The following is a 14,198-nucleotide window of genomic DNA, read 5'->3' as shown; positions in this document are numbered from 1 at the left end:
CTAGATGGTAAGGTTACCGCCATGAAGCGATTATTCGAATACATCCGACTGGTGCTCTTTGTTGGCGGTGTGTTGCTGGGAATCCAAGTTCCTGGCTTCGTCGATCAGTATGGTCAGCGCTTGCAAGCACATACTGTCGAATCAGAGCGTAGTCTTAGTGACTTTCAAAAGGACGCGGATCGCTACTTTGACGGGAGTATCGAAAAACTCGTCAGCCACTACCAAAACAATCCGGACAAAGTTGTCCAGCAGGGCGGTGGCAATATCGGTAAATTGTACCAGCGTCAGCAATATCTCCAGTCTGCCTATCAAGCATTTACCGCCAGTTGGTGGTCACCCTACGTACAAACGCTGTTTAATCCGGTGGTAGATATTCGTGCCCAAGCCGTCGAGAGTTACGACTTTTCAGTCATGTTGAACAGTCATGCCATCGTCACGGGGCTGATCGTCGGCCTGTCTTTGGGCGTCATTCTCGAATTGATTCTTGGTCTGCTGCGCCTCATCTTCAATCGACCCGCTCGTTCACACCGCCCGTTACGACACCGACCACCACGTTAATCCTTACACACGCAGTGTTCGATTCGATGACGTATCTGCCGAGTGAATATGGTAGGGTACAAGGCATTATAAAAATAGTTAAAGAGACTTCGTCATGCCCGTTCTCGTGATGTGTCAGGATGCCGAAAATGCATCTGAATTGCGCCAACAACACCATGCTGCTCACGCCGAGTACATCGATACTGTGCTTGCGCTGGTATGCGTTACCGGCGCTATGTGCCAAACCCCAAATGCCATTGAGAATGATACTCAGGAAGGCACCTGCTTCATCTTTGACACCGACGATATGGCGGTGGCTCGTAAACTCATGAAGTATGATCCCTACGCACAGGCAGGCGTTTACAGCGAAGTTGCCTTTGTGAAGTTTAATCCCTCTGCCGGGTATTGGATTAGCGGCATTCCGGGCGTCATGCCCGGCACAGGCAAAAACAACGGCTAAATCTAAGCCCTGGATTTCTATCAGCCACACGTTTCCCCTGCACCCTTGAACGACAAAGTTGTGTAATTATGTTACATTTTTGTGCGAGCTAGAAATAAATCCGTTCGACTACGCTGAGGTCACAAAGAAGCGACCTGACGTCCTATGTGTGCACACTTAGGCGCCAACAAGACAGTAGCCAATCGGTATTGGCATCGATTTGCCTTCCACCATGGCTTACCGGATTATGTAATTTAATTAGAAAATTGTCGGCAAAACCGCTCGCGGCCGACACTCATAATAAAAGCAACAATAATCGCACCAAGCAAACCATCGGAGACATACGCAATGAGAACCCTATTGTCTGCGGTAATTAAGATCTTAATTACCGGCTTAATCTTCACCATTAGTTCCACGCACGCCAGCGAATCCACCGAGTCTCGCGTTGAGGCCTTACTGGCGAAAATGACCTTGACCGAAAAAATCGGTCAAATGAATCAGTACAACGGTTTCTGGGACGTGACAGGGCCGGCTCCCAGCGAGGGCGATGCCAAAAATAAGCACGACCATATCCGCACGGGGCTGGTCGGCTCGGTGTTAAATGTTAGCGGTGTTGAAGACGTACGCGCACTGCAAAAATTGGCAGTGGAGGGGTCGCGTCTTGGCATCCCATTACTTTTTGGTCTGGATGTCATACATGGCCATCGCACCGTCTTTCCCATCCCATTGGCAGAAGCCGCTAGTTGGGATCTGGATGCGATCGAGTTATCCGCACGACTAAGCGCGGTTGAGGCTTCCGCTCGCGGCATTAACTGGACCTTCGCACCGATGGTTGATATCTCTCGTGATGCGAGGTGGGGCCGCGTTATGGAAGGTGCTGGCGAAGACACTTACCTGGCGCAAAAAGTAGCCGTCGCGCGTGTCAGAGGTTTTCAAGGTGATGACTTATCTCGCGCAGACACCATTGCTGCTACGGCCAAGCACTTTGCAGGTTATGGCTTCGCTGAAGCCGGGCGCGACTACAATACAGTCGACCTTGGTACCCCGACGCTCTACAACGTTGTGTTACCACCGTTTAAAGCTTCCGTTGATGCCGGAGTAGCAACGATCATGAACGCGTTCAATATCCTGAACGGAGTTCCAGCTACCGGTGATACATTTTTGCAACGCGACATTTTAAAGGGCCAATGGGGTTTTCAAGGGTTTGTGATTTCGGATTGGGGCTCAGGTAAAGAGATGGTCTTGCATGGCTTTGCCAATGATCTGGAACACGCCGCTCAGCTGGCGGTCACGGCAGGCTCTGACATGGACATGGAGAGCTACATGTACATTAAGCATCTAGAGACGCTAGTTGCATCTGGGAAAGTAAACGAAACACTCATTGACGACGCGGTGCGCCGCATTTTGAAAGTGAAGTTCGATTTAGGCTTATTTGACGACCCGTATCGTTATGCGGACTCAGTACGCGAAAGCACGTTGATTAATCATCCAAAGCACCATGCAGCGGCGTTAGACGTGGCTAAGAAGTCGATGGTGTTACTTAAAAATGAAAATCAACTACTGCCGTTGTCAAAAACCAAAGGCAAGCTCGCCATCATCGGTGATCTGGCCGATGACAAGAACAGTCCGCTGGGCAGTTGGCGCATCGGCTCGATTGACAACACCGCAGTCTCACTAACCGAAGCAGTGGCCCGATATCGTCAGGACATTCCGTTTGAACAAGGAGTTAAGCTGTCTGTAGGTGAAGAGAGTTTTCTACAAGAAATTGTGGTCAATGAAACCGATCGCAGCGGCATCGCCGAAGCCGTCGCACTGGCCAAACAAGTCGACACCGTGGTGATGATGCTCGGCGAACATGGTTTCCAGTCTGGTGAAGGACGCAGCCGGACCGACCTGGGCTTACCTGGTCTACAGCAAGAATTGCTTGAAGCAGTACACGCCGCCAACCCAAATATCGTACTACTGTTGAGTACCGGCCGGCCATTGGCGTTGCCTTGGGCTGCTGAACATATTCCTGCCATTCTTGTCACCTGGCAATTGGGCACCCAAAGCGGCAATGCGATTGCCGAGGTATTATTTGGTGATCATAATCCTGCAGGCAAATTGCCGGTGAGCTTTCCCTACAATGTGGGGCAAATGCCACTGTATTATAACCGCATGAACACGGGTAGACCGGCAAACGTGGACGGGAATGTTTTCTGGTCGCACTATATCGACAGCCCGAGCGACGCGTTATTTCCATTCGGTTTCGGTCTAAGTTATACGCGCTTTGAACTGTCAAACCTGCGTATTGATGCCAGCGATAAAAGTGCAGTTCGTGTGTCCGTGGACGTGGCGAACACGGGTAAACGAGCTGGTGAAGAAGTCGTTCAACTCTACTTGCATGACAGGGTCGCGAGTATTGCCCGCCCCGTCAAAGAACTGAAGGGTTTCCGCAAAGTCGCCATTGAACCGGGCGCGAATCAAACCGTCGAATTCATACTGAATGACGAAACCCTTGGGTTTTTCAATCAACATGGCGAATGGTTGGTTGAAGCAGGTGAGTTTGGCGTCATGGTCGGCACCAGCTCACGCCAAGGCTTACGCGGCGAGTTCTCACTCTAATCCGAAGTCTAGGTAAATTTAGCAGGCTAAATAAAAACGCCCTAACTCAGGTCAGACGTAGCGATAATGTTGCTGCGTCTGACACACTTGCTAAGCGCTATCGTAGCGGTATCCGACACCATGCACCGTGGTGATCAGACACGGTGCCGACGGATCCAACTCAACCCGTTTTCGTAATGACGAGATATGCTGATCCAAGGTCCGTGAATTCGGTAAGTAAGTTCGTCCCCAGGCTTGGTTAAATAGTTCTTCACGGGTAACGACCTGATTAACACGACGATGAAGTAAATGTAGTATTTTGCAATCTCGCACACTCAAATCTATTGTTTGATCACCACGTGTGGCACGCAGTTCTTGCATGTTTACGCGCAGATCCCCCATCGTAAAACTGGGCAGTTGAGCCTGTCCCTGATCGGTGCTCGTTGCCAGCCGGTAACGTCTCGCCACGGCCCGCACGCGTGCCACCACTTCATGCTTACCAAACGGTTTCATAATGTAGTCGTCGGCACCCAGTTCCAAACCGAGCACCTGATCGATTTCCTCAGACTTAGCACTAATAAACAGAATCGCCACTTGAGCGTTTTGCGCGCGAATTTCTCGACAGACAGCATAGCCATCACGGCCCGGCATCATGATGTCAAGCAACACAATATCCGGTTGCATGGCGGCATACTGCGTCAGCGCCACGTTGCCGTCCTCGGCCATTGAGCAAGAGTAGCCTTCGGCAGACAAGATGTCGTACAGCCCGTCGCGGATCAACTGGTCGTCTTCACAAATCAATAATTTCATTATCCTGCCTCAGCCTGCGGTGTGCTTAGTCGTAAGATAAAATGTGCACCTGAACTTGCCGAGCTTAGCGTCAAATCGCCACCATGCGCGCGCGCCAGATCACGCGAAATACTCAAGCCTATGCCGGTCCCGGAGACGCCCTCAGTCAAACGACTACCGCCACGCTCGAATGGCTCAAAGATGCGTTCCTTCTGTTCTACATCAATGCCACGTCCAGCATCAATGACCTCTATTTGTGATACCCCGCTTGCATAGACGGTTCGAATTCGTGCTAACTTACCCTCAGCAGCGTACTTTTCCACATTGCTCAACAGGTTATTCAAAACCTGTTCAACCACCGCCGCATCCACCATCACCTTTACCGGCGCATTTAATTCCATCGTCAGCTCGATGCCCTTAGCAGACAGCGCAGGTTTAAACAACGTGGCTGTTGCGCGTACGATATCGTCCAAACTATGCGGTGCGGGCCTTACTGTAATCGGGTGTTGTCTCGCACGTGAAAAGCTTAGGACATTGTTGATTAAACGCGCCAGACGTTGACTCTCTGCGCGCACCACGCCACTGAATTTCTGTAAACGGTCACGATCTGGCTGCGCATCGTCGCTTAGTTCAGAGTCCAGCATTTCGGTATACATGCAGATATTGGTGAGTGGCGTTTTCAATTCGTGTGACACCTGATTCACAAAGGTGACACGCTGCTCCGCTTGCCGTATGTCGCGTCGCAATTCACGTAGGAGATAAAACCCGATCACGGCCACCGCCATCCCCAACACCAGTAAAGTGGCGTAGAACACCAGGCTCTGTAGCGCACTGGTAAATCCCGTGCTTGGCGCGTAATACGCCAATCGCCAGCCATCCAACGGATACGGCAAGAGTCGCTGCGATATCGCTTCCTGATCATTTGGAACCTCGTATTGACCCCACTGATACACAACATTCTGCTGGCGGTCGAACAGTTTCACACGAGCCCGACCCAAACGTAACGCTTCGCGCCGATCCGGCAACACATTGATCAACTCAGACAACCAGAACGCGTTTGACAGCTTCTGCCCAATCAAGTGTTCACGCGCATCGCGAAACCAATAAAACGTCTGTGTCTCTGTGCCAATATCCCAGGTGGTCCAACCTTGTTCCTGCACTTTTTGCTTGGCGATTGCGGCTGGCACCGACGCCTTTGATGGCATACCGGCTTCGTCTCGGTTCGCAAACTCATCCAATACATCGGCTAATTCCGCAGCGCGCGAGTAACGCTGCCGTTGATTGTGGTTGGCGGATACCTCTTCAGATTCTTTGAATTTGGCGTAAAACAAACTCGGGTCTTGCCATAATCGCTGTGTTTGTTGAATAAACTCACGCTCGCTCAACGACGCTTGGTTCGTTTGAGGTGGAAATAGTCGATCACCGTTTGCACGCAGGATGAAGACCTGATCGAGCATTGGGTCAGACTGAACCAGTGCGCGAATCAACGCGATCTTTGCGGCATCTAGACCGACGCTCAAATCCAAAAATTGCAGACTGGCGTACGACTCTTGTTGCAACTGTTTAAAGTAATCATCGATCACGCCTTGCGCTTCAAGCAATCGCGCATCCGCCAATGACTGTGCCTGATGCGCCCTGACTACCCGCTCCTGTTGATACAATCGCCCGCCCAGACACATCAAAGCAGCCAGCGGCAGGCACACAAATAGAATCAGCAGTATGGGGAATCGACGTTTCATTTACACCACGGCACGTGGGCTACCAGAACACGAAATAGTAGCACACGCACCCCAGGCTCAGTTCGGCGATCCCGAGCGACTCGAATAGGGCTGTTGTTTCGACCGCTTGTAGGTTCGCTCTTTTAAAATCTTACGATTTTTATTCCAGTCATCTTCACTAACCACCTCAGATTCCTCCAGCGATTCCTGTGATTGACGTTCCAATTTAGGTGATTGAATCAGGTCCGCCGCTTCGTCCAATAATTGCGCATTGGAACGCAAAGCCTTTTGTGCGCCGACAACGTCACCACGATCCCGCAGCTCAACTGCCCTTCGAGCTTCGACATTCGCTACCTGTTCGATTGCCGCTTCGTACGCACTGCGGTCAATTGACTCCTTAACGCGTTGTTCCGATGCCGTGAAACTGGCTTCGATCTGGTTCTTCGCCGTCATGGTTTTTTGCAACGCCATATTATTATATTTGACTCGGACATCGGCGACTTTGCGTTTCACTCCAGCGTCACTGGCAGGAACTTCAACCTCCAACACCACATAGTTCTGTTGCGCACTGTAAAGTTGATTTACCGTCGTGACGACCCGGTTTCCAATAATAGTACCGTCGCGTCCAATGATCCGGATCGGGCGCACACCTTCATCACACACAATTTCAATTTCGACATTCTGTGCCACCACGGACATCGCATCGCCGAACTCACGATCAAATACGCGCGCTAGGTCAGCAGAGTTTTCCACAAACTGGTGATTACCGTCGCTATAATTCGCCAGCTGTGTCATCAAGTCTTCGTTGTAACCCAGACCGAGTCCAATCGTCGAGACACTCATCCCCTCTTTCGCCAAAGAGCGACCTAGCTGCCCCAACGCCGACGGTGAATCTGGTCCCACGTTTGCCATACCATCGGACAGCAGCACCACGCGATTAACGCGCTCTCGGTCCAAAAACTTTCGCACTTCAAACGCGCCCTTGCTGGTGCCTGCGAATAGCGCCGTGCTGCCGTTGGCCCGGATAGTTTCAATTGCGTCGTAAAGCCGTGACTTGTTGGTAACCCGCGTGGCCGGTACGAGAACGTTCACCGTACTATTATAAGTCACTATCGATACCACATCGTTGGCCGACAATTTACTCACCGCTAGGATCGCGGCTTCTTTGGCACGCGCTATTTTCTCGCCGCTCATCGAACTAGACTCGTCCAGCACAATTGCCACGTTCAACGGTGGGCGCTCTATGCTCTCGGACATTTCATACCCAGTGAGCGATACCCGCAAGTAGGCATTTTGCGTGCGACCCGCTTCCATTACGGGCGTGGCCAAGCCACTTTTGACGACTACCTCCTGATCATTGTAACTGATATTCACTGCACGCTTGGCGGTGCTAATGTCGCTGTAGAGACTTGCCATCATCGCGACCAGCAAGCCTGCGATCAAAGTCATTGTTCGTTTTACCATGTTCGTACTCCTTCATTGAGTAGGCTGTTTAAGTTATCCACAGCGTATTAAAAATCAGGTTCTGGCTGGTCAGACAAATTTAAGAAGCATGTAAAAATTATGTAAAAAATGGTTATCTACGGCCCAAGTAGGCACGGTTCGATGACGCATCTATTTAGGCAAGCATCTGTTTTTAAACGTCATTTGTATTTATCTGCATACGTATTCATAGGCAAATAGCGAATTGAATACGTATGCAATCGACGCCAAGCACCCCAAACATAGTCTAGAGTTATGACCGCCATAACCACCAGAGATACAAATCAGGAGCAAGCCTTGAATACACCCTACACCAAGCCGCATTGGCTACGCAACGCACTCACCTTGGCGGCCATGTCGACCATTTGCCTAAACGCCAACGCACAATCGAATGGTGACACCTTTGTGCATTTATTCGAGTGGAACTGGACCGATATCGGGCGAGAATGCACCGAATACCTAGGCCCGAAAGGCTACAAAGCGGTACAGGTACCACCACCGCAGGAGCACGTTTCAAAAGACTACAATGCCGTAGACGAGGATGCTTGGTGGTTGCGCTATCAGCCAATGAGTTACTCGCTCGGTAACACACGTAGCGGCACCGAACAGCAATTTCGCGATATGGTCACCGCGTGCAATCAGGCCGGCGTTGACGTCTATGTTGATGCAGTTATTAATCATATGGCAGGCGATGGTGGAAACGGAATAGCCAGCAGCATGGGCCGATTTGCCACGCAGAATAATTACCCTGCGATCCCTTATACCAACAGTGACTTTAATAACTGCGGCAAACCTGAGATCAGCGGTAGTGATTATTCAAATAACGCCTACAATGTTCGTCACTGCGATCTAGTTGGTTTGGATGACTTGAGAACCGGCTCTGAAAACGTTCGTTCGCGCATCGTTGACTTTTTGAACGGACTGACGGCCATGGGCGTTAAGGGCTATCGTATTGATGCAGCCAAACACATGGAACCGGCCGATATCCAAAATATTGTGTCACGCCTAAACCCAATCACCGGCACCACTACACCAGTGTATATTTTTCAGGAAGTGATTGATAAAAATCCTGGCCAAGAAGCGATCGCAGCGACCGAATACATCGGTATCGGTGACGTCACCGAGTTTCAATGGGCAGAAAATCTGGGTAAAAAATTTCAAGGCTTATACGAACCCTCCTTCGGCCAAAACGGTAAACTTTCGGACCTGCAAACTATCGGCACGCCCGCCTGGGGCATGCTCCCCAGCGACAAGGCAGTGATCTTTGTTTCCAACCACGACGATCAACGCGGCGACGGTCGCTTTGGGGTGGTGGACTTCAATGACGAGGCTGGGCTGAACTATATTGCTGAGGTTTACCAATTAGCTCAACCATACGGCTACCCAAAAGTCATGTCGAGTTACTACTTCTATGGCAATGAAGATCGATCAGTCAGCCGTCCCAATGTGCCCACTAATTCGCCAACCGGCGGATGTGACGCGCCCTATGGGCCCAACCGAGGCGGCACCGAAGGTTGGGTTTGCGAGCATCGTTGGGCCGGTATTGCCAATATGGTGGCATTCCGTAAAGCGACCGCGAATCAGCCTCAGACACACTGGTGGGATAACGGCGGCAACCAAATCGCCTTTGGTCGTAACGGTCACGGGTTCATCGCCATCAACCACGAGTCATTTGCGCTGAATCAGCAATTAACCACTGGCATGCCAGACGGTGACTACTGCGACATACTGAGCGGTGAGTTTGTTAATGGCAATTGCACCGGTAACACCGTGACCGTGAGCGGCGGGCAAATCAACGTTAATCTGACCACACGCAACAGCGCCCTAGCGATCCATAAAGACGCCAAACTCGGTGGTGTGATTGGTGGCAGTGACCGACAAGTTAATTTCACATGTCAGAATGGATACACCAACTTCGGCACCAGCGTCTACGTGGTCGGCAGCAGTAGTCAGCTTGGCAGCTGGAATCCGAGCAACGCAATCAAGCTGGACCCGACCGCCTACCCAACTTGGAGTGGCACGATCACCCTGCCCGATAACCAGGCCATGGAATGGAAGTGCATCAAACGACTCGAATCCGGCGGCGGCGTTGAATGGCAAAACGGTGCTAACAACGCATTGAGCGCCGCAGCAACCGGCACCAGCGGATCGTTCTAGTTTTTCGCAATAGCTAAAATGTAAGGAGTGACAAGGTGTTCCAAAGCACCTTGTCACTCGTATGCCGGTCTAGCGTCTGCTAGTGGGCATCAATCGGCGTCTGCAATGACCGCAGGTAGGCGACAAGATCCGATCTTTGCTGAGCGTTCAATTTTAACGGTCGGATAAAAGCCGATGTATTTGCTCCTCTTAGACCCAGATTATAGTGTTGGACAACGTCGTCGAGTGTTTGCGCGCTGCCATTATGAAAATACGGCGCGGTCAACTCCACGTTCCACAGGGACGGGGTTTTAAATTTACCCACGTCTGACGGCTGTTTTGACACACCACCCAACCCAGAGTCAGTGTCGGTTAAGCCAATGTCGTGAAACTGATTATCGGAAAAGTTCGGCCCAGCATGGCAGGCCACACAATTTGCATGACCAAAGAATACCTCTTTACCACGCTGTTGTTCCGCAGTGAGTGGCAGCACCGGCGTTTGCGTCTGAATTCCCCGGATGTACCTCGCCAACACTAGAGACAAATCTGTATAGTTCACATCCCGCCCAAAGATACTCAGAAACTCCGGGTTAAACTCCTCGAAAGCGGGACCATTTTGATTTGCCGGCGGTGTCATGATGCGCGCCAAAACCGCAGAAGGATCAAGGTGATTTCCTAACTCATTTTCACTCAATATTGGGTGCAGAACTTGCTCTTCGAGTGACGCTGCTCTGCCGTCAAAGAAAAAGTGGTTACCAAATAGGAGATTCATCAGAGGCGGCGTGTTCCGCGAAAGTTGACCACCAGGAAATGGCTGCGAAACAGCATCATCTATACCATCATTGTCAACATCACCATCGCCAAACCCCTCTGCAGGCTTATGACACGAGGCACAACTCATCGACAAATTTGCTGACAACAGTGGCGAGTTGAATAAGGCTTCGCCCAGATCACGAATTGCTTGATCTTCTCCACTAGGCAAACTTGTGAACTCCTGTGCTAGATCGGAAAACTGGCTTGCGGTTTGTATGCCACTATTCGTAGTTGGGACTCTCTTGATTCCAGCCAACCGCTCCACCTCGTCCGCCTCCAAGGCGCGAGAATACAAATACACTTCGTCCATCTGCAATTGCGTTATCGTTACGGAGTCTGAACCACCTGGACCAAACGTGGCTATCATGGAATTTGGTTCAGCCAAGCTTCCACTGATGTTGACGGACTTAACTAGCTCCCCGTTTAAATACAAAGACAGAACCTGTGCCTTGTAGGTGAACGCAAAATGATTCCATGGCTCGGTCATAACGACCGAGTGAGAATGCGCACTCCCAAGAGAACTGAACGGATGGTCAGAAGTGAAAAGCCGAAAGGTGAGGGTATCGCCATACATCCAATGGAGAAACAAACCGCTGATCCCCGTGATAGGTGAGTCTGGTTCTTGAGTCGGCAACAGAGCACCACCCCTGCTCAACCAGTATGCAATGGTAAACTCCTGAGCGTCTAACAGTTGCTGCCGAGCTTGAGGCTTCAGCGTGGTTTCCACTCGTGACCCTTTCTTCATCGTGACGGCATTCCCAAAGTATCCGTCTTGCCCATCTTTTAATTCTTTAGTTGTCTCCCAAGTTGCTGCCCAAGTATCAACCACATCATTAATTTCGAATGGATAGCCAATTGGTGTCTCTTGCGCGCTCTGTAGCGGATCAACAAAACCAGTGAACGTACCGGTATGATGAAACTTAGAATAATCCGCTGTCTCCGACACGACATACTCATTAAAATGCCTTGTGTTGACGCTACGTCTAAGCTGACCAAGCTCAAGCCCTTCGACAAAGTAGTCGATATCAGTCTCATTGAATCCAATTGGTTCATTCATGGGGTAGTAAATCAGCAGATCATCAAAGTTGTCGATCAACGGCATTTCGACGTACTTATTTCCACCAGTCACAAAAAAACCATACGAGTTTTTATTTCGGTTAAGCGGTAAAACTGAATTCACTTCTTCCGCAAATGGCGACCAACTTGACCCGAACAAGCCAACGGGCGCTAACAATACCTGTTGATAGGCTGACTGAATTGTCTCAGTACCACCTAGAGATGGAATCGTCAGTTCTCTGTAAGCCTCGCGTGTAGCAATGTCTAAAGCAATGTCTTCGTCAGACTTGGGCGCTGTATTAAATCTGGGTTTAGGTGGATAACCCGAGACAAGTGGGTTGCCGCGCACCAAGTTCGTATCCCCATCCACATGCGTGAGAATCCAACCCGTTCGTTCACCGACCATCAGTGTACCTTGTCGACGCGCACCAAAAAAATTCGGTACCGATGAAAATACGACTTCTGACGCATCGAAACTCACCCAAGGGTATGCACCAAACAATGTTGGTGCCACGTTACCGGCGTAGTCCTCGATAGGCTGAGCCGCGATCGGAAACCGCTCAGAGAAGCGCTGGTTGCCACTAAACAGCGACTCATTCGCTGACCCAGCGCCGTGCGCGGTGTACATATCCGCCAAGTTTTCCGGCACGGACCATGTATCGTCTATGAACTGGTTTTTACTATAGACGTAAGAAATCATCCCTCCGTAACCAGGCCGCACCGCGGGATAGGGGTTGCCACTGTAAACAATCAGGCTCCCATCGAGCGACACGGAGTGCTCATAGCCATATATATATGGGTCAGAGGTATTGGCTCTGCTTTGAATTTTTAAAGCAGCCGCGGGGGACAAATGCGTGGCTGATGCGATTGAAGCATGCTCTGTGTCGGGGTCTTGTACGATAACCTGACCCCTGAATTTGCCTAGAATCGTTTTCTTCTGATTTGTATTAGCATTCAGATAGTGTTGACTCTCATCTTGACTCCCATCTTCGTCGTTAACCCCGTATCTTGGTGTACTCATGATGGCATAAAAGAGATAAGTCATATGCGTACCATTTGGATCAGCGGACCCGCTTGCATTGGACTTGTACGGGTTTTTTTTCAAACTAGGATGCGGGTACACAGACATCTTCGTACCAACATTCTCCACATGGAGGTCCTCGGGACATGCCACTTTATGCCGGGCGGAAAAAAGATCTGGATCTTGAAAATCCACTTTGCCTTGATCTATTGCCAGTCTTTTGTGCCGAAACACCCTTACCATGAAGGCCTTCTTCTGCCCTTGATCACATGTTATATTCCCTTGCCCATAGAAAAATAACTTACCATCCCAAGATGCTGTACTTACACCAGTACCCAACCCGTGCTTTTTTACGTAATCAAGCTTAACCCTTTCAGCCGCACCAACTTCTGGCGATGCGCCGTTCTCCAATCCGATAAGTGTCAACGATTGCACCGTGGTCGGGTAATTGTTACTTGCGCCAACTCGCAACTCGAGCTTGACTACCCCATTGACCGGTGTATCTGAAAAGGTAAAACGCACGCCTTTTTCACATGTTAAAGGCACACTTTGACCTTCTAGGTAAACACAGGCTTCATCATTGCCGTCATAATTCCAGTTAACGATTATCGGGCACTTCTGCTCCGTGTTCAAAAAAATGCAAACTTGTTTGTTTGATTCAAGAAAGGTCTGTGCATAAGCATGTTGCCCGCCTAAAAAACAAATTAGGAAAGCCAAAGAAAATTTTATAGATTTGCGCAAAGGGATACCTCCATGTCTTTATGATTACGACACTAATTTCTAACGTCGCAGTGAGTCGTAGGGAGGTAAAAGCATACCATCAAATTTCCGTTTACATTTGTTTAGTATCCGAATAATTAATGCTCAATTACAACGGCTTATAATATTCGGCAAGGCCCGTCAAAATATTCGTGGTTGCAATAGCAGACAGTATCAAGCCCATAATTCGACTCACCACGCTCGCCCCGCTGGTGCCAATCAATTTGGTAATGCTGCCAGCCAAACGCATCAACACGTAAGCAATCAATACCACGGCCAACATCATGGATGCTGTCTGCGCTTGCTCCCATACACTAAAGCGGGAATTTTCAGTCAGCAACACAGCCGCCAACATGGCGCCTGGGCTCGCGATAGAAGGAACGGCAAGTGGAAAGATAGCCGTTTCGCGATGGTCTTCTTGCAACAATTTAATTTCTTCGTCCGGCTTACTTTCACCAAAAATCATGGTCAGTGCGAATAGAAACAGCACGATACCGCCGGAAATCTGAAATGCCGGTAAAGGAATCGACAATGCTTTCAAGATGTACTCCCCAACCACGATAAAGAAGATCAGAATTGTCGCAGCCACTAAGCTCGCCATCCTGGCGATTCGTCGCTTGGTTTTGACGTCGTATTGTGACGTGACGGCAACAAATACCGGGATGGTGCCAATAGGGTCTATGACCGCAAAAAAAGCGATAAACGTCGCAAGAAAATCAATCATGCTAGCAAGTAGAATAAGGGTCGATCGGAATACGTGTGGCAAGACATGCCGAGCTTAAAACATAGTGGCAAATTGTAAGATTTCAAGTCCTATGACTGAGCAGTATGCTGCGCGCGTGTACACCGCTACACCGCGTAATAA

9 protein-coding genes are annotated in these 14,198 nt (G+C 50.0%); 4 read left to right on the top strand and 5 right to left on the bottom strand.

The features are described 5' to 3' along the window. Positions 1 to 21 precede the first annotated feature (21 nt). The 3 genes from IE055_RS11310 to bglX all read left to right on the top strand — a co-directional run bounded on the left by IE055_RS11310 (position 22) and on the right by bglX (position 3,580). Entirely contained in the window at positions 22 to 558 is a 537-nt protein-coding gene (locus IE055_RS11310) for a DUF2937 family protein (protein ID WP_189400989.1), read from the top strand. Between the two features lie 94 nt (positions 559 to 652). Further along, on the top strand, positions 653 to 997 hold the full coding sequence (locus IE055_RS11305) for a YciI family protein (protein WP_189400986.1): 345 nt from the start codon (positions 653 to 655) through the stop codon (positions 995 to 997). Positions 998 to 1,324: 327 nt separating this feature from the next. Continuing rightward, positions 1,325 to 3,580, top strand: a complete 2,256-nt coding sequence (gene bglX / locus IE055_RS11300; RefSeq protein WP_189400984.1) for a beta-glucosidase BglX — start codon at positions 1,325 to 1,327, stop codon at positions 3,578 to 3,580. Between the two features lie 90 nt (positions 3,581 to 3,670). On the opposite strand, the gene IE055_RS11295 is transcribed toward bglX, so the two are convergent. Genes IE055_RS11295 through IE055_RS11285 form a run of 3 tightly spaced genes read right to left on the bottom strand, consistent with a single transcriptional unit; the run spans position 3,671 to position 7,530 of the window. Further along, positions 3,671 to 4,369 (bottom strand): response regulator transcription factor, encoded by a 699-nt coding sequence (locus IE055_RS11295; protein ID WP_189400981.1) that lies wholly within the window; start codon positions 4,367 to 4,369, stop codon positions 3,671 to 3,673. Continuing rightward, on the bottom strand, positions 4,369 to 6,087 hold the full coding sequence (locus tag IE055_RS11290) for a sensor histidine kinase (protein WP_189400978.1): 1,719 nt from the start codon (positions 6,085 to 6,087) through the stop codon (positions 4,369 to 4,371). The genes IE055_RS11295 and IE055_RS11290 overlap by 1 nt, the downstream gene beginning before the upstream one ends. 57 nt (positions 6,088 to 6,144) lie before the next feature. Next, positions 6,145 to 7,530, bottom strand: coding sequence for a vWA domain-containing protein (locus IE055_RS11285; protein WP_189400973.1), 1,386 nt, complete (start codon positions 7,528 to 7,530; stop codon positions 6,145 to 6,147). A 273-nt stretch (positions 7,531 to 7,803) separates the two neighbouring features. Between IE055_RS11285 and IE055_RS11280 the strand changes: the two genes are divergently transcribed. Next, complete coding sequence (locus IE055_RS11280; protein WP_189400971.1) at positions 7,804 to 9,705, top strand: carbohydrate-binding module family 20 domain-containing protein; 1,902 nt, start codon at positions 7,804 to 7,806, stop codon at positions 9,703 to 9,705. 79 nt (positions 9,706 to 9,784) lie between these two features. On the opposite strand, the gene IE055_RS11275 is transcribed toward IE055_RS11280, so the two are convergent. Both IE055_RS11275 and IE055_RS11270 read right to left on the bottom strand, forming a co-directional pair. Continuing rightward, the gene (locus tag IE055_RS11275) at positions 9,785 to 13,315 is read right to left on the bottom strand and encodes a cytochrome c peroxidase (protein ID WP_189400967.1); all 3,531 of its coding nucleotides are present in this window, start codon (positions 13,313 to 13,315) and stop codon (positions 9,785 to 9,787) included. Positions 13,316 to 13,442: 127 nt separating this feature from the next. Continuing rightward, positions 13,443 to 14,057: a MarC family protein gene (locus tag IE055_RS11270; protein ID WP_189400964.1), complete on the bottom strand. Its 615-nt coding sequence runs from the start codon at positions 14,055 to 14,057 to the stop codon at positions 13,443 to 13,445. Between the last annotated feature and the right edge of the window lie 141 nt (positions 14,058 to 14,198).

The organism is Arenicella chitinivorans, from assembly GCF_014651515.1.
GTDB classification, from domain to species: domain Bacteria; phylum Pseudomonadota; class Gammaproteobacteria; order Arenicellales; family Arenicellaceae; genus Arenicella; species Arenicella chitinivorans.
Note: the sequence above shows the minus strand (reverse complement) of the source record. Positions and strands in the feature narration are given on the sequence as shown.

Excerpts from the sequence above, each read along its gene's own strand:
- IE055_RS11305 (WP_189400986.1), top strand. The coding sequence starts at position 653 with ATGCCCGTTCTCGTGATGTGTCAGGATGCCGAAAATGCATCTGAATTG.
- IE055_RS11280 (WP_189400971.1), top strand. The coding sequence starts at position 7,804 with ATGACCGCCATAACCACCAGAGATACAAATCAGGAGCAAGCCTTGAAT.
- bglX (WP_189400984.1), top strand. The coding sequence starts at position 1,325 with ATGAGAACCCTATTGTCTGCGGTAATTAAGATCTTAATTACCGGCTTA.
- IE055_RS11310 (WP_189400989.1), top strand. The coding sequence starts at position 22 with ATGAAGCGATTATTCGAATACATCCGACTGGTGCTCTTTGTTGGCGGT.
- IE055_RS11290 (WP_189400978.1), bottom strand. The coding sequence starts at position 6,087 with ATGAAACGTCGATTCCCCATACTGCTGATTCTATTTGTGTGCCTGCCG.
- IE055_RS11270 (WP_189400964.1), bottom strand. The coding sequence starts at position 14,057 with ATGATTGATTTTCTTGCGACGTTTATCGCTTTTTTTGCGGTCATAGAC.
- IE055_RS11295 (WP_189400981.1), bottom strand. The coding sequence starts at position 4,369 with ATGAAATTATTGATTTGTGAAGACGACCAGTTGATCCGCGACGGGCTG.
- IE055_RS11285 (WP_189400973.1), bottom strand. The coding sequence starts at position 7,530 with ATGGTAAAACGAACAATGACTTTGATCGCAGGCTTGCTGGTCGCGATG.